Source organism: Brevundimonas balnearis (assembly GCF_042434805.1).
Classification (GTDB): domain Bacteria; phylum Pseudomonadota; class Alphaproteobacteria; order Caulobacterales; family Caulobacteraceae; genus Brevundimonas; species Brevundimonas balnearis.
Genome location: NZ_JBHLSW010000003.1, coordinates 42,586 through 62,500 on the forward strand (window position 1 = coordinate 42,586; position 19,915 = coordinate 62,500).

A 19,915-nucleotide genomic window follows, 5' to 3' on the forward strand; every position below is an offset into this window, starting at 1 on the left:
GGGGCTTCCGGTTCGCGGGCCGCCCGCTAGACCGAAATCGGTTCAGTTGGACGCAGGTCCAACTGGGCTCAGATTTCGGTCCAGCCTTGAATGAGAGCCTGATCCACGACCCAAGTGGAATCGCGAAGCGATTCCACTTAAGTCGATCAGGCTCTAGAGACCCGTCGGTGAGCCCCGATCTGCCCATCCATTCGGTCCTGCCGGAGCTTCTTGCCGCGCTGGATGCGTCGACCCGAGCGGTGCTGGCGGCGCCGCCCGGTGCGGGCAAGACGACCGTCGTCCCACTCGCGTTGCTGGACCGCCCCTGGCTGAGGGACGCCAAGGTCCTGGTGCTCGAGCCCCGCCGGCTGGCCGCGCGGGCGGCGGCCGAGCGTATGGCGGCGACCCTGGGCGAGCGTCCCGGCGAGCGCGTCGGCTACCGCACCCGGCTGCAGAGCCGGATCGGCCCCGCGACCCGTATCGAGGTGATCACCGAGGGGGTCTTCACCCGAATGATCCTGGACGACCCGGGGCTGGAGGGCGTCGGCGCGGTGCTGTTCGACGAGTTTCACGAACGGAGCCTGGATGCCGACCTGGGCCTGGCGCTCGCCCTGGATAGCCAGGCGGCGTTGCGGGACGATCTGCGCATCCTCGTGATGTCGGCGACGCTGGATGTCGCGGGCGTGGCGAAGCTGCTGGAGGGCCCGCCGGTCGTCGAGGCCGAGGGCCGGATGTTTCCGGTGCGGACCCGCTACCTGGGACGCGACCCGGCCGAGCGATTCGAAGCGGCGGTGGCGCGGGCGATCCAGACGGCCCTGGCGGAGGAGACCGGCTCGATTCTCGCCTTCCTGCCGGGGCAGGCCGAGATTCATCGCACGGCGCGACTGCTGTCGGAGCGGATTCGCGATCCGGCGGTGGAGATCGCGCCGCTGTTCGGCGCGCTCGACAAGGCCGAACAGGATCGGGCCATCGAGCCGGCGCCGCCGGGACGCCGCAAGGTGGTGCTGGCGACCTCGGTGGCCGAGACCAGCCTGACGATCCAGGGCGTGCGGGTGGTGATCGACGGCGGCCTGTCGCGCGTGCCGCGCTTCGAGCCGTCCAGCGGCCTGACGCGACTGGCCACGGTGCGAGTCAGCCGGTCCTCGGCGGAGCAGAGACGAGGTCGGGCCGGGCGCACCGAGCCAGGGGTCTGCTACCGCCTCTGGGACGAGGAACAGACGCGGGGCCTGATCCCGCACCAGCCGCCGGAGATCGCCGAAGCGGACCTGACCGGACTGGCGCTGGACCTCGCGCGATGGGGGGCGGCGACGGCGGACGGGCTGGCGCTGCTGGACCCGCCGCCGAGGGGGGCCTTCTCCGAGGCGCGCGCGGTGCTGGGCCGGCTGGGGGCGCTGGACGGGGAGGGACGACTGACCGGCCACGGTCGGAGACTGGCGGCCATCCCGCTGGGGCCGCGCCTAGCGCATCTGGTCGCGACCGCGTCCGACGCCGGGGACGCCCTGGGCGGCGCGCGGCTGGCGGCGATCCTGAGCGAGCCGGGGCTCGGGGGGACCTCGACCGACGTCGCCGAGCGGCTGACCCAGTTCGTCAGGGACGGCGCCCCCCGCGCCCGCGACGCGCTGAAGCTGGCCGACCGCTGGGCCAGGGCGGCCGGGGGCGGGACGGGCGGCAAGGCCGATCCGGGCGCGCTGATCGCGGCGGCCTTCCCCGAGCGGATCGCGCGGGCGCGGGGCAAGCCGGGCGAGGTGCTGCTGGCGTCGGGGCGCGGCGCATTCCTGGATCCCACAGACCGGCTGGCGCGGGAGCCCTGGCTGGCGGTGGCCGAGCTGTCGGGCGGGGACGCGGGCGACCGCATCCGGCTGGCCGCGCCGCTCGATCCGGCCGTGATCGCCGATCGGGCGGAGGTCGAGGACCGACTGACGCGCACGCCCGGCGGGCGGCTGGAGCTTCGCCGGGTGCGAAAGATCGGGGCGCTGGTCCTGGAGGAGAAGGCGCTGGGCGCGCCGGATCGGGCGCGGATCACACAGGCGCTCTGCGACGAGGTGGTCCGGCGCGGTCTCAAGGACGTGCGGTTCGGCGAACGGGCGGGGACGCTGCGGGCCCGGCTGGGCTTCCTGCACGGACTGGACGCCAGTTGGCCCGACGTGTCGGACAGGGCGCTGTTCGAGGCTCGCGAGACCTGGCTCTGGCCGCTGCTGGAGACGGTGCACGGGCTGGAGGCGATCTCTGACGCCGCCCTGGAACAGGGTCTCAAGGCGCTGATTCCCTGGGACAAGATGCGCGATCTGGATCGACTGGCGCCGGCGCGGCTGGAGACGCCCTTGGGCTCGGCGGCCATCGACTACGCCGCCGAGGGCGGGCCCCGCGTGGACATTCGGGTGCAGGAGCTGTTCGGCGTCACCACCCATCCGACGGTCGCCGGGGTTCCGCTGACGCTGGCGCTGCTGTCGCCGGCGCGCCGGCCGATCCAGCTGACCAAGGACCTGCCGGGCTTCTGGAAAGGGTCGTGGAAGGAGGTTCGCGCCGAGATGCGCGGGCGCTATCCGAAGCACCCCTGGCCCGAGGACCCGGCCTCGGCGGCGGCCACGACCCGGGCCAAGCCGCGCGGGAGCTAAAGACCCTCGGTCGCGGCGTAGACCATGATGCCCGTGGCGACGGCGAGGTTCAGGCTGTCGGCCCGGCCGCGCATGGGGATCTTCACATTGACGTCGCAGGCGGCCGCCAGGCGGTCGGTCAGGCCCGCCTGTTCATTGCCCATCAGGATCAGCGCCGGACGGGTCCGGGCCGCGGCGCGGTGATCCACCGTCGCATCCAGCCGCGTGCCGATGACCGAGCCGGCCCATCTCGCCCGCCAGGTCAGGAACTCTTCGACGCTGGCCTTCGTAATCGACACCGCGAAGACCGAGCCCATGGTGGCGCGCACCGCCTCCACCGAAAAAGGGTCCACGCAGTCGCCGATCAGGATGACGCCGCCACAACCGGCCGCGTCGGCGGTGCGGATGATGGTGCCCAGATTGCCCGGGTCGCGGACCTGCTCCAGCGCGACCCAGCACGGCGCCGACCTGGGCTCGAGCGCCTCAAGCGGGGTGAAGGCCTGATCGAAGACGCCCAGCACCGTCTGCGGATTGTCGCGCCGGCTGATCTTTTCCAGGATCGCGTGGGTGACGATCACGACCTCGCCGCCCGCCTCGCGGGTCGCGTTCCTGGCGCGTTCCAGGATCGGATGCGGCCGGGCGTCCTGGCCCACCAGCAGCAGTCGGGGCGCGCGGTCCTGGTCCAGGGCCTCGCCGATGAACTTCAGCCCTTCCGCCAGGAACCGGCCGGTCGCCTCGCGCTCCTTTCGCATGTGCAGGGCGCGCACCGCCTTGACGGTGTCGTTGGTCAGGGAGGTGATGGCGCGGTCGGTCATCCGGCGCTCCAGCGGGCGAAGAAGCTCAGACCGATGGCGCGGGGATCGCGGCCGTCCTCCTGCAGCGCCAGTTCGCCCCAGTCGATGCGGCCGGGGCGGGCGCCGATCTTCTCGGCCATCAGATGGGCCAGCGAAAGGCCCGAGATGCGCGCCGCGTAGGCGTTGAGCAGCAGGAAATCGGCGTCGTCCGCTAGCAAGGCGGCGCAATCGGCGAGCAGGCCCGGCAGGTCCTCGAACAGCCGCCAGACCTCTCCGGTCGGCCCGCGCCCGTACTTGGGAGGATCGAGAACGACTCCGTGGTAGCGGCTGCCCCGGCGCACCTCGCGCGCCACGTACTTGCGGGCGTCCTCGACGATCCAGCGGACGGGACGGTCCGACAGTTTCGACAGCTCGGCGTTCTCCCGCGCCCAGGCCACGGACTTCTTGGAGGCGTCGACGTGGGTGACCTCGGCCCCGGCGGCGGCGAGCGCCAGGCTGGCGACGCCGGTATAGCCGAACAGGTTCAGCACCTTGAGGCCCGGCCTTCGCGCGGCGCGTTCGGTCATCCAAGCCCAGTTGGCGGCCTGCTCCGGAAAGAAGGCGAGGTGTCGGAACGGCGTGAAGCGGCCGGTGAAGCGGACCTGCCCCCAGCTGAGCGGAAACGCCTCGACCGGCTTGCCCGAGAAGCGCCAGCGGCCGGCCTCGTCCTCGTCGGTCGGGTCGAAGACGGCGTCGGCTCGGTCGAAGGCGGCGGGGTCGCGCGGCGACCAGAAGCACTGGGGCTCCGGGCGTACGACGGTGAAGCGGCCGTAGCGCTCAAGTTTTCTGCCGGCGCCGCTGTCGAGCAGGGCGTAGTCGGGCCACGGGGACGTGACGAGCGTTTCCGGCGCGGGGGACAGCAGGGGCATCGGCAGGCCTTTGGCCGCTCCCGGCGGCGGCGTCCAGAGCGAGCGGCTTTCCATGCACCTGAATGTCCGACAGGCCATGGTGGGTCTTGTCCCAGGCGAAGGGGTCGCGAACCAGGCGCACGACCGCGTGACCCAGCGCCAGCGACTGGAGCATCCAGTAGACCGGCCCCAGCAGCACGGTCGACCAGGGGTAGGGCAGGCCGGCGCGGGCGGAGCCGATGGCGCACAGGAGCCAGGCGCTGGCGCATCCGATCAGGAGCGTGACCACCGCCGGGACGGGGGCGAGGGGCGGCAGGCCCGTCCCGCCCCAGAGCAGCAGGAGGCTGAGCACCCATCCGGCGGAGACCGCATGAATGGCGGCGGCGAGGAGGCTTTGCCCGAGCGTGAGCTGCAAGGCGAGGAAGCCGCGCCAGCCGAGACGCCAGGGCCGGCGCATGTGGACGCCCCAGGTCTGGAGATGCCCCTTCAGCCACCGCGTTCGCTGCGGAAGCCACTGGGCGAATTCGGCCGGCGGGGGCTCGTAGGTGGGCCGGTTGAGCATGCCCAGCCGATAGCCGTGTCTCCAGAGACGAAAGCCGAGGTCCGCGTCCTCGGTCACGTTCCAGGCGTCCCAGCCGCCCACCGCGCGCAGCACCTCGGTGCGGAAGTGATTGCTGGTGCCTCCCAGCGGAAAGGGCCAGCCGAGCCGGGCGAGCGCGGGCAAAAGGACATGGAACAGCGCGGCGTACTCCGCCGCGAACTGGGCGTGCACGAAGCTGTCGCCCCGGCCGCGGCGGGCGGTGCGGATGCGCAGGGGCGCCTGCAGACAGGCCAGCCGACGATCCTCGGCCGCGAAGCGGGACGCAGCCTCCTTGAGCTGGAGCGGATCAGGATCGTCCTCGGCGTCGAACACCGTGATGAATTCGCCGGTCGCCTCCTGGAGCGCGACGTTGAGGGCGCGGGGCTTGGTCCTGGGCGACCCCGGCGGGGCCGCCAGCACCCTGAGCCAGGCCGGGCGCCGCGCCACGATCGCCGCCGTCACGGTCTCCGGATCGTCGGGCTCGACGACGATCAGGCCCTGGAGCCGATGTCGGGGGTAGTCGATGTCATCCAGTCGGGCGATCAGCGAGGCGACGACCTCCGCCTCGCCCCGCAGCGGGACCACCACCGTGTAGCGAGGCCAGCGCTTCAGAGGCGGTCCTTCGGGCGACGGCTTCGTGGACAGGCCGGCGGCCGCGGCGCGGAGAACGCCGGTGCAGCTGAAGAAGGTCCATCCGGCCCAGATCACCGCCGCCCAGACCAGCGCTGGATCGAGCACGAGGCCGGCGACCAGGCTCGCCAGCGCGACCGCGGCCACGACCCCTTGATCGGCTGTGAGGCCGCGGAAGCGCGCACTGTCGAGGCCCGTCGCGTCCGCAGACCGACCGGCTCCAGCCTTTTCCGCCATCAGCCCTCCCGAGCGCATAAAGGCGAGCCGTCCGGCCACGTGCAAGGTTGGCGCTGGGACATCGAGGGCGTATGCACCGACGGAGCGGACAGCGGAGTGCTTCGATTGGGCGTGGCGGTGCGTCGAAAGGCGAGGGGCGAAGGCCACGAGCGGCGGGCGGAGATTCTCGCCGCCGCGGAGCGAATCTTCGTGGAGCACGGCTATGAGGGCGCGACGATCCGCAAGATCGCCGACGAGGTGGGCCTGTCTTCCACGGCGCTCTACATGCACTTCCGCGAGAAGGACGAGATTCTCGTCGAGATCTGCCGCTCGGCCTTCAGCCGCCTGATCGAGGCGAACGCGGCGATCCGCAGCGAGGGGCCGGAGCCCGAGTCCCGGCTGATGGGCATGCTGCGGGCCTATCTGGATTTCGCCTTCGAGAACCCCGACGCCTACCGGCTGGTCTATCTGACGCGACCGGCCGAGGCGCGCGGCGGCGCGGAGGCGACGGCGTCGGAGCTCGGCACCGAGCTTTATCGCGCCTTCGAGGCGGAGGTGGGTCGCGTCGCCGCCAGCCGTCGGCTCGAGGACGATCCCAAGGTGATCGCCCAGGTGCTGTGGGCGTCGGTGCATGGTCTGGCGTCGCTGATGATCACCAAGCCCTATTTCGAATGGGCGGATCGTGACCGGCTCATCGCCAGCCTGCTGTCGACCTTGAACCGGGGTCTGATCCGGCCGTGATCCGCCTCGCGCTGGCGGTGGCGTGCAGCCTTTGGGCGACCGAAGCGTCGGCGGAACGCATCCTGTCGCTGGACAGCTGCGCCGATCAGTATGTTCTGGCGCTGGCGCCCGATGCGGAGCTCATGCTGACGCCCCGCGCCGATGACGACGATTCCCATCACCGTCGGGCGGCGAGCGGCCATCGGCAGGCGCGGGGCTCGCTGGAGCGCGCCCTGATGTTTCGGCCTGACGTGGTGGTGCGCACCTGGGGCGGCGATCCCCGGCTCATCGCGGCGCTTCGGGCCGACGGCGCCCGGATCGTCGACATCCCCGACGTGAGCGATCTTCAGGAGGCGCGGACCACCCTGATCGAGGTCGGTCGGGCGCTGGACCGCGAGGACGCCGCCGCGCGCGAGGCTGCGCGGTTCGACCTGCGGACCGCCCAGATCGCCCGCGACCAGCCACGGCCCGATGCGCTCTATCTGACGGCCGGAGGCTACACGGCGGGGCGCGGCACCTTCGTTGACGCGCTCCTGAAGGCCGCTGGCCTCTCGAACGCCGAGAAGGAGCCCGGTTTCAGGCCTGTCGGTCTGGAACGCCTCGTGCTGACGCCGCCGGCGATGCTGGTGCTGGGCTTCTTCGATCGCGCGCGCGCCGACTGGCGCGGGGTCGGTCGCCATCCGATCGTGGCGCGACTGGCGAAAGATCGGCCCGTCGCCCGGCCGCCGGCCTCGACCCTGACCTGCCCGGCGTGGTTCGCGGCCGACGCCCTGCCTGGGCTGAGCGGCGCGCGATGAAGCCCGCGATCTGGATCGGCGGCCTGCTGGCCGTCGCGAGCGTCGTGTCGATCGTGGTCGGCGAGGTCGATCTGACGGCGGCGCAGTGGCGCGAGGCCCTAGGCGCGCCGGGCTCTTCGCCCTGGCTCGTCGTATGGGAGGTGCGGGCGCCGAGGACCGTCTGCGCGGCGCTGGTCGGCGGAGCGCTGGGCCTGGCGGGCGCGGTGATGCAGGGCCTGCTGCGAAACCCCCTGGCGGATCCGGGCGTGCTGGGCGTGTCGGCCGTATCGGCGACCGCCGCGGCCTTCGCCATCGTGCTGGGTCTGGCCTTGATCCCCGGCGTCGTGGAGGGGGCGGCCCTGGTCGGCGCCCTGGGTGCGGGCGCGGCGTTGATCGCGGCGGCGTCGCGGCTCAGGTCGCCCGAAGCGCTGATCCTTTTCGGCGTGGCCCTGTCCAGCTTCGCCGGGGCCCTCACGGCCTTGATCTTCAACCTGTCGCCCACGCCGATCGCGACGCAGGAGGTCATGAACTGGCTGCTGGGAGGCGTTCAGAACCGCAGCTGGTGGGACGTGGTCTGGGTCGGCGCGCCGCTGGCGGGGGCGGCCCTGCTCGCGGCCAGGGCGGCGCCCGGGCTTCGCATGCTGACGCTGGGCGAAGAGACGGCGCAGACCTCGGGGCTGCCGATGCGCCGGCTGCGGCTGGCGGCCCTGGCGGCGACCGCGCTGGCGGCCGGCGGGGCGACGGCGGCGGCGGGCGTGATCGGCTTCGTCGGCCTCGCGGCGCCGCATCTGGTCCGCACCCTGGTCCGAGGCGATCCGGGCCGGGTCCTTCTTCCCTCCGCCCTGGCGGGCGCGCTGATCCTGACGCTCGCCGATATCCTGGCGAGGCGCGTGCCGACGGAGCAGGAGCTGAGGCTGGGCGTGATCACCGCCCTCATCGGCGCGCCGCTGTTCGCCCTGATCGCCTGGCGCGCTGCGCGGGAGTGGCGGCTGTGACCCTGCTCGCTCTGGACAAGGTCTTCGCCGAACTCGCGGGGCGCCGGGTGCTGGACGGCGTTGATCTGGACATCGCGACCGGAGAGTTCGTCTGCGTCTGCGGCCCCAACGGCGCGGGCAAGACCAGCCTGCTGCGGGCGGCGCTCGGCCTTCTTCCAGCCGAGGGTCGCATCACCGTCGCCGATCGTGATCTCCGCGAGATGAGCCCGCGACAGCTGGCCGAACGACTGGCCTATCTGCCCCAGGAGCGGCGCCTCGCCTGGAATGTCCCGGCGGTCGAGCTGGCGGCGCTCGGCGCGCCCTTCCTGTCCGGCGAGGCCGGGTTGGCGCGGGGACGGGCGGCGCTGGACCTGGTGGAGGCCGGACATCTCGCGGACCGCGGGGTCGCGGAGATGTCGGGCGGCGAGCGGGCGCGGGTCGTCATCGCGCGGGCGCTCGCGACCGATGCGGATCTGCTGCTGGCCGACGAGCCCGTGGCGGGGCTGGATCCGGACGTGCAGCACCTGGTCATGCGTCGGCTGCGCGAGCGGGCGGGAGGTGGGCGGGCGGTCGTCGCGACCCTTCACGACCTGTCTCTGGCGGCGCGCCACGCCGACCGGATCGTCGTGCTGGCGAACGGCCGCAAGGTCGCGGACGGCGCGCCGCCACAGGCCCTGTCGGCGGACGTCCTCAGGGCCGTCTTCGGCCTGTCGGGGGTGTGGTTCGAGGGCGTTTCAGGCCCGGTGCTCGCCGTCGAACCCGCTCAGGGCGTGTAGGGCCGGGGGCCCGCCGCCGCGCCCATGGCGATGTCGGCCGAGGGCGTCAGCGGCGCCGAGCCGCCGTTCAGGCGGGCCTTGTAGATGGCGTGGTTCTCCATCACCCGCATCATGTAGTTGCGCGTCTCGGTGAAGGGCGCGCACTCGATGAAGTCGATGGGGTCGACCTCGCCGCGCGGGTCGCCGCAGCGGGCGATCCACTGGGGCGGGCGGGCCGGGCCGGCGTTGTAGCCGACCGCCGTCAGCAGCATGGAGCCGCCGAACTGGCTCATCAGCTCGCCCAGGTGATAGCTGCCCAGCGTCATGTTGTAGTCGGCGTCGAACAGGCGATCGGCCGAATAGGGCATGCCCAGGCGCCGGGCGACGCCCGAGGCGGTGGACGGCAGGAACTGCATCATGCCGCGCGCGCCGGCCGACGACACGACGCGCGGGTCGAAGCTGGACTCCTGGCGCGTGATGGCGAGCGTGAAGGGCAGGGTGGCCGAGCCCGGACGCTGCTCCGGGATGCGGATGGGATACTGCCGCTCGGGCAGGATGAAGCCCGCCTGACTCGCGGCGCGGCCGACCATCATGGAGGCGAACCAGTCGCCGTAACCGCGTGTCATGTCGATCAGCTGGGCGAAGTCAGCGGCCTCGGTCAGCTGGTTGTCCAGCTCGTAGGCGAACACGCGATACAGCGACATCTCGCCGGTCTCGCCCAGGATGCGGGTGGCGCGAACGAGCTCGTTGGCCTCGAAGCGGGCCTGATCCGCGCCGGTGACCTGAACTTCCGGAGGCAGGGTCAGGGTCGTGACGCCGGCCTTCTCGGCGGCCAGCTGGCCGTAGAAGCTCTGAATGTGCCGGGCGCCCTGGGCGTACCAGGCCTGGGCGCCCGAGGCGTCGCCCTGGGCCTCGGCGGCGCGGCCCAGCCAGTAGAGGGCGCGACCCTGGGTGATGGGGGTCTGGGAGGACTGGCGCAGGGTCTCGAAGTGCTGCGCCGCGCGCACAGGATCGTTGAGCTTGGTCAGGGCGACCCAGCCGGCGAAGAACTCCGCGTCCACCTTGCGTTCGCCGCCGGGGAAGCCGTGACCGGCCATGGCGTCATAGGCGGCCCGCCAGTTCCGTAGCGCCAGGGCGTCGATGAAGTAGTTGCGCCGCTCGGTCCACAGGGTGTCCTGGCCCTCGTCGTGGCTGGGGGCCGAGGGCAGGGCGGCGAGCAGGGCGAAGCCTTCGCTCTCGCGGTCGGCGGCGCGCAGCAGCCGCACCCGCTCCAGCGCCACGGCCGGGTCGGCCGCCTGGGCGGGGGTCAGGTTGGCGACGAAGGCGTCGGGCTGATAGGCCCCACGAAGACCGATCACGGCGTTGGCGACCGCCTGACGCTCGGGCGACACCAGATCGACCATGGCGCGGGTGGCCGGGCCGTGCGGGCCGAGCAGCAGCATGTTCAGCCGCGCCTCGTGATCGGCCTGGGTCAGCCAGGGGCCCCAGCGGGTCAGGATGCGGGTCTGCTGCGCCTCCTCGAAGGAGCGGTTGCGCCACCAGTCCCGGACCAGCGCCTGGGCCTCGGCCGTCCGACCGGTCTGTTCCAGGGCGCCCGCCAGAGCGATCGCGCCCTGCGCCGTCTCGGGCTGGGCCCCGCCGAAGAAGGCGAGGACGGTCTGGGCGTCCGGATAGGCCATCTCCAATGCGGCCTCGGCCGCCGCGTTGCGGGACTCGGATCTCGGCCAGGACGCCATGTCGCGGCGGGCGGCGACCAGCTCGCCGAGCGTCAGTTGCGGACCCGACGTGTCGATCAGCGCCCACAGGACAAGCTTGCGCGCGGTCGGATCGCCGATCTGGGCGATCACGGACTGGGTCCGGGCGACGTCGCGGGCGCGGGCGGCCTCCAGGCCCTGGCGGAACAGGGCGGCGTCGGCGTCGGACAGGACGCGGGTCTGATAACCCGACTGGGCCGCATAGGGCGTCTGGGCCGCGTTGGGCGCGAAGTCGGGGGCCGGGGCCAGGAGCGCGATGGCCGCCGCGAGCGTCGTGATCGTCATGCCTTGTGCGAACCCCATTCAACCCTGTTGCAGGCGGCCCCTGCGGCGCCTAACTTTCGCGCCCTCATCGGGGCGGCCGTCGCCCCTTGCGCCAGGTCCGTTCATCTCAATGCCGGCTCGACTGTTCAAGGGCGTCATCACCGCCCTGATCACACCCTTTCGTGACGGAAACGTGGACTTCGCCGCCTTCGAGGGTCTGGTGGAGCGCCAGATCGCGGCCGGCGTGCATGGGCTGGTCCCGGTGGGGACCACCGGCGAGAGCGCGACCCTGACGCTGGAGGAGCGTCAGCGGGTGGTCGAGGCGTGCGTGCGGGTCGCCGCCGGGCGCGTGCGGGTGATCGCCGGCTGCGGTTCGCCCTCGACGGCCCAGGCGCTCGAGATGACCCGCCACGCGAAGACGGTGGGCGCCGACGGCGCTCTGGTCGTCACCCCCTACTACAACCGGCCGTCGCAGTCGGGGCTCGAGGCGCACTTCCGCGCCATCGCCGACGCGGTGGAGCTTCCGCTGGTGCTCTACAACGTGCCCGGCCGAACCGGCGTGGATCTGGCCAACGAGACGGTCGCCGCCCTGGCCGCCCACCCCAATGTCGTGGGAATCAAGGACGCGACCGGCGACCTCGGCCGCGTCAGCTGGATGCGGGCGCGGGTCGAGGGCGACTTCGACCTGATCTCGGGCGACGACCCCAGTTTCCCCGGCTATGTCGCCCAGGGCGGCCACGGAGTGATCTCGGTGACGTCCAATGTGGCGCCCGAGGCGATGGTGGCGCTTTACGAGGCGGTCATGGCCTGCGACCGCGAGGCCGCCGGCGTGTGGCAGGAGCGGCTGATCGCGCTTCACAAGGCCCTGTTCCTCGACGCCTCTCCGGCGCCCGCCAAATACGCCCTGTCGCGCCTGGGCCAGTGCGCCGAGGAGACGCGGCTGCCGATCACGCCGTGCGCCACGGCTGTGCGGCCCGCGATCGACGCCGCGATGGCCGAAGCCGGTCTGCTCTGATGGCCGAGGGTATGGCCCGGATCATCGCGGAGAACCGCCGGGCGCGGTTCGACTACTTCCTTGAGGACTTCACCGAAGCCGGCATCCAGCTGACCGGGACCGAGATCAAGGCGCTGCGTGACGGCCGCGCCAATATCGCGGAATCCTATGCGGCCGTGGAGGGGCGCGAGATCGTCCTGATCAACGCCGACATCCCGCCCTATAAGCAGGCCAACCGCTTCAACCACGAGCCGAGGCGGCCCCGGAAGCTTTTGCTGCACCGGCGCCAGATCGACCGCTTCATCGGGGCGGTCCAGCGCGACGGCCGCACCATCGTGCCGACCAAGCTCTACATCAACGAGGCCGGGCGGGCGAAGCTGGAGATCGCGCTGGCCAAGGGCAAGAAGCTGCACGACAAGCGCGAGGCCTCGGCCGAACGCGACTGGCAGCGCGACAAGGCGCGCCTGATGAAGGATCTGGGCTGAGCGTCAGCCCGTGATCGGACGGGCGTCGATCACGCCGGGCGCTTCCGCCGGCGCGAAGCCGCTGCTCCACTGCCCAAGCGGCGGGGCCATGAACTCCCGCGCGAGGAAGGCGCCGTAGGCGGCGATGACGGTCGCGATGACCAGGGCATACAGCGCCATCTTCCGCTCCGTGGGCGAAAAGGCGCTCGACGAACGACGAGACATGGTCCCCTCCATGTCGGCTCCAACGCCGGTCCAGCCGGCCCGTTCCCGACCACCCGAAGATACCACCGAGTCTCGATTTCGCCTGTGGCGCGAACGCCACGAAACGCCGGACGGAAGGGTTAAGGCCGGGAGGCGATCAGGTCGCGGGCCCGCTCGAACACCTGCCGGAACATCTGGGGCGTCAGACGTCCGGTGTTCGTGTTCAGCCGGGAGCAGTGATAGCTGTTCAACAGCGCACAGCCGCCGACCTCCGCCTCCGCGCCGTGGCCTGACGGCGCCGCCGAGCCGGGCAGGCCGAGCGCCTTCAGCACGTTCCGGCGGGAGACGTCGCCGAGGGTCACGATCACCTTCAGCCGCGGCAGGGCCGACAGCCGGGCGGTCAGGAAGGGGCGGCAGGTCGCCTCCTCGACCGGCAGCGGCTTGTTGCCGGGCGGGGCGCAGCGGACGGCGTTGGTGATCATGCAGTCGACCAGCTCCAGCCCGTCGTCGGGCCGGGCGTCGTAGCGGCCCCGCGCGAAGCCCGTGGCCAGCAGGGTCTCGTAGAGCAGCCAGCCCGCGTGGTCGCCTGTGAAGGGCCGGCCCGTCCGGTTCGCGCCGGTGCGTCCGGGCGCCAGGCCGACGACCAGCAGGCGCGCCTCCGGGTCGCCGAAGGAGGGCGCCGCGCCGTTGAACCAGGTCGGCGCCTTCGCCGCGTTCTCCTGACGATAGGCGACCAGCCGGGGGCAGAGGGGGCAGTCGCGCGGGGCCTCCGGCGTCATGCGCCGGCCCGCTGGCGCCCGAACAGGTCGAGCAGGTCGGCGAGGTCGATGAAGGCGTCCGCCTGCCGCCGGAGCTCATCTGCGATCTGGGGCGGCTGGCTCTTCAGCGTCGAGACGACGGTGACGCGCACGCCCTTGTCCTGCAGCGCCTCGACCAGGCGGCGGAAATCGCCGTCGCCGGAGAACAGCACCGCGTGATCCAGCTGGGGCGCCAGCGACAGCATGTTCACGGCGATCTCGATGTCCATGTTGCCTTTGGACCGGGTCTGGCCCTGGGCGTCGGTGAAGCGCTTCATCGGCTTCGTCACCACGGTGAAGCCGTTGTAGTCGAGGAAATCGACAAGCGGGCGGACGGGCGAGTACTCCTCGCCCTCCACGATCGCGGTGTAGTAGTATGCGCGCACGAGCCGGGCCCGCTCGCGGAACACCTCGATCATCCGCTTGAAGTCCAGCTCCGCCGCCAGACTCTTGGCGGCCGAGTAGAGGTTCGCGCCGTCGATGAACACGGCGACGCGGTCGTTCGGGTAAAAATGCATGGCCGAAAATCCTTCAAGGATGGGCGTGGCCGGGGGCGACGAGCCCCTCGATCTCGACGCGGCCGTGGTGATCGCTCTCGGCTGCAATGACAAGGGGGTGTGGAGCGACTGCGTCGAGGCGCTGGAGGCGGCGCTGGCGCGCTTCCGGGCCGAGGGGATCGACGTGCTGCGCCGGTCCCGCTGGTGGCGTTCGGCCGCCTGGCCGGACCCGGATGATCCGCCCTTCGTGAACGGGGTCGTCATCGTCCGCACGGCGCTGGACCCGCATGCGCTGATGGCGACGCTGGGCCGGATCGAGGACGCGATGGGACGGGAGCGGCGCGGGCTGAACGCGCCCAGGACGCTGGACCTCGATCTGATCGCCTATGGGCGGCTGACCGGCGACCTCGACGGCCTGATCCTACCCCACCCACGCGCGGCCGAGCGTCTGTTCGTGATGGGCCCGCTGGCGGAGATCGCGCCGGATTGGCGGCATCCCACGCTCGATGTCGCCGCGCTGAGTCTCTCGGAGCAGGCTCCGGTTGCCAGGGACGCGCGCCCGATCGGCTGAACTCCAGGCTTCGCGGCGTTGCACAATCGGTCCGAACCCTTTATCTTTCTCTGTTCTCCCCCCGTTCCGAGGACTCCATGGCCCGCGTCACTGTCGAAGACTGCATCGAGAAGGTTCCGAACCGCTTTGGCCTCGTGCTGCTGGCCGGTCACCGCGCCCGCAACATCGCCAACGGCGCGCCTCTGACCATCGATCGCGACAACGACAAGAACCCGGTCGTGGCGCTGCGCGAACTCGCCGACGACACGGTCAAGCCGGACGAGCTGTCGGAGAACCTGATCACCACGCTGCAGCGCGTGGATGAGCGCACCGAGGCCGAGGACGAGGCCGAGACCGTGGCCCTGCTGGCCGAGCCCCAGCACATGAACATGGCCGAGCAGGAGCTGATCCGGGCGCTTCAGTCCGATCGCGACGGCGGCCAGGAGGAGCGCTACTGACGGCGGAGCCAGTCCCCGGCGTCACCGTTCTTCCGGCGCGGCCCTCGAAGTCCTCGCCGCCCAAGCCCGCGCCCGGGTCCCGATCGGGAACCGGCGCTCCGATCCTGCGTCAGTTCGAGCTGATCGAGGCGGTCCGGGCCTATGACCCGACGGCCGACGAGGCGTTGCTGAACCGCGCCTACGTCTATGCGATGAAGATGCACGGTTCGCAGCTGCGGGCCTCGGGCGATCCCTACTTCGCGCACCCGATCCAGGTCGCCGGCATCCTGACCGACTATCGCCTGGACACGGCGACCATCTGCACGGCCCTGCTGCACGACGTGGTCGAGGACACCTCCGCCACCAAGGCCGACATCGCCGAGATGTTCGGCGACGAGATCGCGGAGCTGGTCGAGGGGGTGACGAAGCTCAGCCGGCTGGAGCTCCAGGCCGAGCACACCCGCCAGGCCGAGAACCTGCGCAAGTTCATCCTGGCGATCAGCCGAGACGTGCGAGTGCTGCTGGTCAAGCTGGCCGACCGCCTGCACAACATGCGCACCCTCCAGTACGTCAAGCCGGAGAAGCGCGAGCGCATCAGCCGCGAAACGCTGGAGGTTTACGCGCCGCTGGGCCGTTCGATCGGCATCCACTCCATCGCCTCGGAGCTGGAGGAGCTGGCCTTCGAGCACCTGAACCCCACCGCGCGCGACGCCATCGCCCGGCGGCTGGAGGCGCTGAGCCTTGAGCACGGCCGCGCCGTCGACGTGGTCGCGCGCGACATCGAGCGGGTGCTGTCGGAAGCCGGCATTCCCGCACGGGTGTTCGGCCGCGAGAAGACGCCCTATTCGATCTGGCGCAAGCTGCAGAGGAAGTCGGTCGGCTTCTCGTCGCTCGCCGACATCTACGGCTTCCGCGTGATCGTTCAGGCCGAGGACGACTGTTATCGCGCGCTTGGGGTGGTGCACCGGGCCTGGCCGATGGTGCCGGAGCGGTTCAAGGACTTCATCTCCACGCCCAAGTCGAACAACTACCGCTCGCTGCACACGACGGTGGTCGGCCCCGGCGGCCTGCGGATCGAGATGCAGATCCGCACCGAGGCGATGGACCGGGTCGCCGAGGATGGGGTGGCGGCCCACTGGCGCTACAAGAACCAGTCCTACGGCTTCGACCGCGAGCAGATGGAGCGGGACGGCGGCCGCGATCCGCTGCAGAACCTGCGCCACCTCGTTCAGGTGATCGAGCACGGGGAGGGCGGGGAGGACTGGGTCGAGCACGCCAAGCTCGAGATGTACCTGGATCAGGTCTTCGTCTTCACCCCGAAGGGACGGCTGATCACCCTGCCGCGCGGCGCGATGGCGCTGGACTTCGCCTACGCGGTCCACACCGAGGTCGGCGACAGCGCGGTGGGCGTGAAGATCAACGGCGAGCTGAAGCCGATGCGCACGCGGCTCCAGAACGGCGACGTGGTGGAGATCATCCGCGGGGCCAAGCGGGACGTGCCGTCGGACTGGCGCTCGCTGACGGTGACGGGCCGCGCCCGGTCGGCGATCCGCCGGCACATCCGGACGTCGGAACGCTCGGAGTTCCAGAAGCTTGGCAGGGCGGCGCTGGAACAGACCCTGGCGCGGGTGGACAAGGCGTTGAAGGACGTCGCGCTGAAGCCGGCGCTGGAGACCCTGGCCATCGCGTCCGACGAGGATCTGTTCGAGGCCGTCGGGCGCGGCCAGGTGCCGCCCGCCAAGGTGGTCGAGACCCTGTTCCCCAGCCTGAAGGGCACGGTGAAGAGCGCCGGCGTCGGCCGCAAGAAGATCGCCGACGACTCCGCCCGCCTGTTCGTGCGCGGCGGAGGCCTGACGCCGGGCGTGTCGGTGCATTTCGGGGCCTGTTGCTCGCCGCTGCCCGGGGATCGGATCGTCGGCATTCTGGAGCCCGGTCAGGGCCTGACCGTGCACACGATCGATTGTCAGAAGCTCGCCGACTTCGCCGACGACGACTCGGTCTGGCAGGACCTGCAGTGGACCGCCCAGGCCGAACAGGGCGCATTGGCGGTGACCCGCCTGAAGGCCACGATGAAGAACGCGCCCGGCGTGCTGGGTCAGGTCGCGACCATCATCGGCGAGGCCGGCGGCAACATTCTGAACCTGGCCCTGTCGCACCGGCAGCAGGACTTCTTCGATGTCGACCTGGACATCGAGGTGACCGACCTGAAGCACGCGACCGCGATCATCGCGGCGCTTCGCGCCAACCCCTCCATCGACACCGTCGAGCGCGCCAAGGGTGAGTGAGCGCGAGTTGACCGAAGAAGGGCCGAACGCGGCGCAGATGGCGTCGCCGTCCTATCGGCTGGCGGCGCTGGATCAGGACTTCCTGCTCGGCGACTCCATGCGCGGCGTGCGCTTCCTGATGGAGTACGCCAAGGCCGAGGAGGCGCTCAGGGCCTGGGGCGTGCGCTCCACCATCGTCGTCTTCGGCAGCGCCCGCGTGCGGGAGGACGGCGAGGGCGAGCATGGGCGCTGGTACCGCGAGGCGCGCGCCTTGGGGCGGCTGGTCTCGCTGAAGGGCGGGGCGCTGCACGGCCGGCCGCGCGACAACGTCATCGCCACCGGCGGCGGTCCCGGGATCATGGAGGCGGCGAACCGGGGCGCCGCGGACATCGGGGCGCCTTCAGTCGGGTTCAACATCACCCTGCCGCACGAGCAGGAGCCCAACGCCTTCTCGACGCCGGAGCTGACCTTCCGCTTCCACTACTTCGCGATGCGCAAGATGCACCTGGCGATGCGGGCCAACGCCCTGGTGGTGTTCCCCGGCGGTTTCGGAACCCTGGACGAGCTGTTCGAGATCCTGACCCTGCGCCAGACCGGCAAGGCGCCGCCGATTCCGGTATGCCTCTTCGACGAGGCCTACTGGCGCGAGGTGATCAAATTCGACGGCTTCGTGAAGCACGGCATGGTCAGCCCGAAGGACCTCGACCTGTTCTGTTTCGCCGAGACGGCCGAGGACGCCTGGGAGAAGCTGCAGGCCAAGGGCGTGCGGCCGGACCATGAGATCACCTGACGCTCTTCAACCGACGCGGGCGAGGGAGTATGGCCACGCCATGACCTCTGAAGACGTTCTCGCCGAGTTCCGCGCCGCCGGCGCCCTGCGCGAAGGCCACTTCGTGCTCTCCTCCGGCCTGCACAGCCCGGTGTTCCTGCAAAAGAACCTGGTGTTCATGGACGCCGCCCGCTGCGAGCGGCTGTGCAAGGCGCTGGCGGACAAGGTCGTGGCGGCGGTGGGACGGCCGGACGCCGCCATCTCCCCGGCGGTCGGGGGCATCATTCCCGGCTATGAGACGGCGCGTCATCTGGGCGTCCGCTCCATGTACGTCGAGCGCGAGGGCGGCGAGTTCCGGCTGAGGCGGGGCTTCCACATCGAACCGGGCGAGCGGATCGTGATGGTCGAGGACATCGTCACCACAGGCCTGAGCTCGCGCGAGTGCATTGACGCGATCCGCAAGGCCGGGGGAAAGGTGATCGCGGCGGCTTGCATCGTCGACCGCTCGGGCGGGCGGGCCGACGTCGGCGTGCCGCTGATCGCCCTGGCGACCCTCGACGTGCCGGCCTATCCGGCCGACGCCCTGCCGCCGGAGCTGGCGGCGCTGCCGGTCGAGGATCCGGGCAGCCGGAGGCTCGCCAAGGCATGACCCGTCGCGTTCGTCTGGGCGTCAACATCGACCACGTGGCCACCGTGCGCAACGCCCGGGGCGGCGCGCACCCGGACCCGGTCCGCGCGGCGCGACAGGCGCTCGAGGCGGGGGCCGACGGCATCACGGCCCACCTGCGCGAGGATCGCCGCCACATCACCGACACCGACATCGAGGCCCTGTCGGTTCTCTGCCGGGAAGCGGGCAAGCCGCTGAACCTGGAGATGGCGCTGACCGAGGAGATGCTGGCCATCGCGCTGCGTCACCGGCCGCACGCCGCCTGCATCGTGCCGGAGCGACGCGAGGAGGTCACGACCGAGGGCGGTCTGGCCGTCGCCGGGCGCGAGGCTGACATCGCACCCTATGTGAAGGCCCTGTCCGAGGCCGGGTCGCGCGTCTCGCTGTTCATCGAGCCCGCGGAAGCCCAGGTCGAGGCCGCCGCGGCCGTCGGGGCCAAGGTCGTGGAGCTGCACACCGGCCGCTATTGCCACCTGTCGCCCGGCCTGCGCGCCGTGGAGTTCGAACGGCTGGCCGCCGCGGCCTCCCAAGCCTCGATCCTGGGGCTGGAGGTCCATGCGGGCCACGGGCTGGACTACGTCACCGCCGCCGAGATGCTGCGGATCCCTGAGATCGTGGAGCTGAACATCGGCCACTTCCTGATCGGGGAGGCGGTGTTCATCGGCCTGGGCGAGGCGATCGCCCGCATGCGCGCCGCCATGGACGCGGCCAAGGCTCCGGCATGATCATCGGCGTCGGCGCCGACATGACCGACATCCGGCGGATCGAGGCGTCGCTGGAGCGGTTCGGCGACCGGTTCAAGCGGCGCTGCTTCACCGAGCTCGAACGGACCCGGTCCGACCGCAAGCCCGACGCGAGCTGGTCCTACGCCAAGCGGTTCGCGGCCAAGGAGGCCTGCGCCAAGGCCTTGGGCACCGGCATGCGGCGCGACGTCTACTGGCGCGACATGGGCGTGGTGAACCTGCCGAGCGGGCAGCCCACCCTGCATCTGACCGGCCACGCGGCCGAGCATCTGGCGCGGCTGACGCCGCCCGGCCATGCGCCGCGCATTCACCTGACGCTGTCGGACGAGCACCCCTATGCGCTCGCCTTCGTGGTGATTGAAGCCTTGCCGGTGTCATGATCAGGCTATACCGCTCGGAGCACGAACGACCGTCCGGGACGGCTGGGGAAGATCACGCATGAGCGACTCGCCGAAGCCGCTGAACGAGGACGGCCTCTCGCCGACCGAAGACACGCCCGCGACGCTGGAGAGCGACCACAGCGACGCGTCCAGTCACGCCGTGACGGCGGAGGAGGGCGAGCCTCTCGAGGATCGCATCGAGCCGGCGCAGACGCCCGAGGTCGAG

21 protein-coding genes are annotated in these 19,915 nt (G+C 71.3%); 14 read left to right on the top strand and 7 right to left on the bottom strand.

The window, feature by feature from the left end; all coding sequences use genetic code 11:
* The first annotated feature begins 167 nt into the window (after positions 1-167).
* Complete coding sequence (gene hrpB, locus ACFFGE_RS01180) at positions 168-2,594, top strand: ATP-dependent helicase HrpB (RefSeq protein ID WP_376833488.1); 2,427 nt, start codon at positions 168-170, stop codon at positions 2,592-2,594.
* Here the strand turns inward: hrpB and ACFFGE_RS01185 are convergent.
* Genes ACFFGE_RS01185 through ACFFGE_RS01195 form a run of 3 tightly spaced genes read right to left on the bottom strand, consistent with a single transcriptional unit; the run spans position 2,591 to position 5,611 of the window.
* Positions 2,591-3,388 carry a TrmH family RNA methyltransferase gene (locus ACFFGE_RS01185; RefSeq protein ID WP_376833490.1) on the bottom strand — a complete coding sequence of 266 codons (798 nt, stop codon included), beginning with the start codon at positions 3,386-3,388 and terminating at the stop codon, positions 2,591-2,593. The genes hrpB and ACFFGE_RS01185 overlap by 4 nt on opposite strands.
* Entirely contained in the window at positions 3,385-4,275 is an 891-nt protein-coding gene (locus ACFFGE_RS01190) for a class I SAM-dependent methyltransferase (RefSeq protein ID WP_376833492.1), read from the bottom strand. The genes ACFFGE_RS01185 and ACFFGE_RS01190 overlap by 4 nt, the downstream gene beginning before the upstream one ends.
* A complete protein-coding gene (locus ACFFGE_RS01195; RefSeq protein ID WP_376833494.1) occupies positions 4,184-5,611 on the bottom strand; it encodes a glycosyltransferase family 2 protein in 1,428 nt (475 codons plus the stop codon). The genes ACFFGE_RS01190 and ACFFGE_RS01195 overlap by 92 nt, the downstream gene beginning before the upstream one ends.
* Before the next feature lie 129 nt (positions 5,612-5,740).
* Here ACFFGE_RS01195 and ACFFGE_RS01200 point away from each other — a divergent pair, with 129 nt between their 5' ends.
* The 4 genes from ACFFGE_RS01200 to ACFFGE_RS01215 are packed head-to-tail and all read left to right on the top strand — an operon-like array spanning position 5,741 to position 8,926.
* Positions 5,741-6,421 carry a TetR/AcrR family transcriptional regulator gene (locus ACFFGE_RS01200; RefSeq protein ID WP_376833496.1) on the top strand — a complete coding sequence of 227 codons (681 nt, stop codon included), beginning with the start codon at positions 5,741-5,743 and terminating at the stop codon, positions 6,419-6,421.
* On the top strand, positions 6,418-7,197 hold the full coding sequence (locus ACFFGE_RS01205; RefSeq protein WP_376833498.1) for an ABC transporter substrate-binding protein: 780 nt from the start codon (positions 6,418-6,420) through the stop codon (positions 7,195-7,197). The genes ACFFGE_RS01200 and ACFFGE_RS01205 overlap by 4 nt, the downstream gene beginning before the upstream one ends.
* Positions 7,194-8,171 (top strand): FecCD family ABC transporter permease, encoded by a 978-nt coding sequence (locus ACFFGE_RS01210; RefSeq protein ID WP_376833500.1) that lies wholly within the window; start codon positions 7,194-7,196, stop codon positions 8,169-8,171. Before ACFFGE_RS01205 ends, ACFFGE_RS01210 begins: the two co-directional genes overlap by 4 nt.
* Positions 8,168-8,926: an ABC transporter ATP-binding protein gene (locus tag ACFFGE_RS01215; RefSeq protein WP_376833502.1), complete on the top strand. Its 759-nt coding sequence runs from the start codon at positions 8,168-8,170 to the stop codon at positions 8,924-8,926. Before ACFFGE_RS01210 ends, ACFFGE_RS01215 begins: the two co-directional genes overlap by 4 nt.
* Here ACFFGE_RS01215 and ACFFGE_RS01220 read toward each other — a convergent pair.
* On the bottom strand, positions 8,914-10,944 hold the full coding sequence (locus ACFFGE_RS01220; protein WP_376833504.1) for a lytic transglycosylase domain-containing protein: 2,031 nt from the start codon (positions 10,942-10,944) through the stop codon (positions 8,914-8,916). The two genes, ACFFGE_RS01215 and ACFFGE_RS01220, sit on opposite strands and share 13 nt — an antisense overlap.
* A gap of 109 nt (positions 10,945-11,053) precedes the next feature.
* Between ACFFGE_RS01220 and dapA the strand changes: the two genes are divergently transcribed.
* Positions 11,054-11,938 (top strand): 4-hydroxy-tetrahydrodipicolinate synthase, encoded by an 885-nt coding sequence (gene dapA / locus ACFFGE_RS01225; protein ID WP_376833506.1) that lies wholly within the window; start codon positions 11,054-11,056, stop codon positions 11,936-11,938.
* 11 nt (positions 11,939-11,949) lie between these two features.
* On the top strand, positions 11,950-12,402 hold the full coding sequence (gene smpB, locus ACFFGE_RS01230) for an SsrA-binding protein SmpB (RefSeq protein ID WP_376835160.1): 453 nt from the start codon (positions 11,950-11,952) through the stop codon (positions 12,400-12,402).
* A gap of 3 nt (positions 12,403-12,405) precedes the next feature.
* Here smpB and ACFFGE_RS01235 read toward each other — a convergent pair whose 3' ends face one another.
* The 3 genes from ACFFGE_RS01235 to ACFFGE_RS01245 form a co-directional block, all read right to left on the bottom strand.
* Complete coding sequence (locus ACFFGE_RS01235) at positions 12,406-12,561, bottom strand: hypothetical protein (RefSeq protein ID WP_376833508.1); 156 nt, start codon at positions 12,559-12,561, stop codon at positions 12,406-12,408.
* Positions 12,562-12,725: 164 nt separating this feature from the next.
* Positions 12,726-13,364: a uracil-DNA glycosylase gene (locus tag ACFFGE_RS01240; RefSeq protein WP_376833510.1), complete on the bottom strand. Its 639-nt coding sequence runs from the start codon at positions 13,362-13,364 to the stop codon at positions 12,726-12,728.
* On the bottom strand, positions 13,361-13,900 hold the full coding sequence (locus ACFFGE_RS01245) for a LabA-like NYN domain-containing protein (RefSeq protein WP_376833512.1): 540 nt from the start codon (positions 13,898-13,900) through the stop codon (positions 13,361-13,363). Before ACFFGE_RS01245 ends, ACFFGE_RS01240 begins: the two co-directional genes overlap by 4 nt.
* A 19-nt stretch (positions 13,901-13,919) precedes the next feature.
* On the opposite strand from ACFFGE_RS01245, the gene folK reads away from it, so the two are divergent.
* The 7 genes from folK (at position 13,920) to acpS (ending at position 19,689) form a co-directional block, all read left to right on the top strand.
* Positions 13,920-14,450: a 2-amino-4-hydroxy-6-hydroxymethyldihydropteridine diphosphokinase gene (gene folK / locus ACFFGE_RS01250; RefSeq protein ID WP_376835162.1), complete on the top strand. Its 531-nt coding sequence runs from the start codon at positions 13,920-13,922 to the stop codon at positions 14,448-14,450.
* 77 nt (positions 14,451-14,527) lie between these two features.
* Positions 14,528-14,887: a DNA-directed RNA polymerase subunit omega gene (gene rpoZ, locus ACFFGE_RS01255; RefSeq protein WP_376833514.1), complete on the top strand. Its 360-nt coding sequence runs from the start codon at positions 14,528-14,530 to the stop codon at positions 14,885-14,887.
* Positions 14,888-14,988: 101 nt separating this feature from the next.
* Complete coding sequence (locus tag ACFFGE_RS01260; protein ID WP_376835164.1) at positions 14,989-17,151, top strand: RelA/SpoT family protein; 2,163 nt, start codon at positions 14,989-14,991, stop codon at positions 17,149-17,151.
* 37 nt (positions 17,152-17,188) lie between these two features.
* Positions 17,189-17,920 (top strand): LOG family protein, encoded by a 732-nt coding sequence (locus ACFFGE_RS01265; RefSeq protein WP_376835166.1) that lies wholly within the window; start codon positions 17,189-17,191, stop codon positions 17,918-17,920.
* 40 nt (positions 17,921-17,960) lie between these two features.
* The gene (gene pyrE / locus ACFFGE_RS01270; protein WP_376833516.1) at positions 17,961-18,548 is read left to right on the top strand and encodes an orotate phosphoribosyltransferase; all 588 of its coding nucleotides are present in this window, start codon (positions 17,961-17,963) and stop codon (positions 18,546-18,548) included.
* Positions 18,545-19,291: a pyridoxine 5'-phosphate synthase gene (locus ACFFGE_RS01275; protein WP_376833518.1), complete on the top strand. Its 747-nt coding sequence runs from the start codon at positions 18,545-18,547 to the stop codon at positions 19,289-19,291. Before pyrE ends, ACFFGE_RS01275 begins: the two co-directional genes overlap by 4 nt.
* Positions 19,288-19,689, top strand: a complete 402-nt coding sequence (acpS, locus tag ACFFGE_RS01280) for a holo-ACP synthase (protein WP_376833520.1) — start codon at positions 19,288-19,290, stop codon at positions 19,687-19,689. The genes ACFFGE_RS01275 and acpS overlap by 4 nt, the downstream gene beginning before the upstream one ends.
* The last annotated feature ends 226 nt before the right edge of the window (positions 19,690-19,915 follow it).